The sequence below is a fragment of the Oleiphilus sp. HI0067 genome (assembly GCF_001635735.1).
This window is the reverse complement of record NZ_LWFI01000544.1, coordinates 1-780: the sequence shown is the minus strand read 5'-3', so window position 1 is coordinate 780 and position 780 is coordinate 1. Positions and strand designations below refer to the sequence as shown.

Here is a 780-nt window from a genome sequence, read left to right as displayed (position 1 = left end):
AACCAGATGCATGACTATCATCCTGCACGGCAGAAATCAGGGCAGAGTTTATTGCGGCAAATTTAAGAGCTATGTCTTCACGCACACTAACGCGAGCGACAGAGTCGGTGTCAGTAATATCGTGCGCAACGATCTGGGTAATATCTCTCGCTAAACCAAAACGGTCAGCGATCCTGCTATTCGCTTCTCTGATCTTATTTTCTAGTTCGAATTGATTAGCATATGAGTCATTAAGAAATAAGTTCGCGGCAATATGCGATAGTGGAGAAATAGTCCCCTTAAGCGTCCCATCTGAGCTGATCAGTACAGCCGTCATATGAAAATTTTCTGGAACAGGAACCCAAGAGCCAAAAGAATAACGATCATCATCTGAATCTGGTGAGCCATCGACATCACAGTGTGGGTAAATATCACACCGCATCTCTGAATCACTCATCGAACTCATTTTGAGATATAAAGGAGCAGAAGCAAATTCATTTGGTAGCTCAAAGAAGAAAGAGCCAGATTCGTCTGTAATGGCCTCTGCAATTGGAGTGTTAGAAACTCCTTCGATAGGGTCTATTACGTATGCTTCTACAAGCGCATTATGAATGATCCCTTTCATTACCTGACCATCGATCGCGGGCCCCGAAGACTCTACAACTGGTGCGGAAGATGATGCGCTCTCACCTGAACCGCCTCCACCACAGGCGGTTAATATAGCCATTGCGGCCAACACTACTATTCGGCTAAGTCCCTTCATATACAACTCCATTATGAGGCGCCCTCAAGATACCTTGG

Annotated in this window: 1 protein-coding gene; it reads right to left on the bottom strand. The window is 45.3% G+C overall.

Going from position 1 to position 780, the window contains the following annotated elements:
* On the bottom strand, positions 1-742 hold a 742-nt coding region (locus tag A3739_RS06330; protein WP_197472116.1), incomplete at its 3' end, for a hypothetical protein.
* Between the last annotated feature and the right edge of the window lie 38 nt (positions 743-780).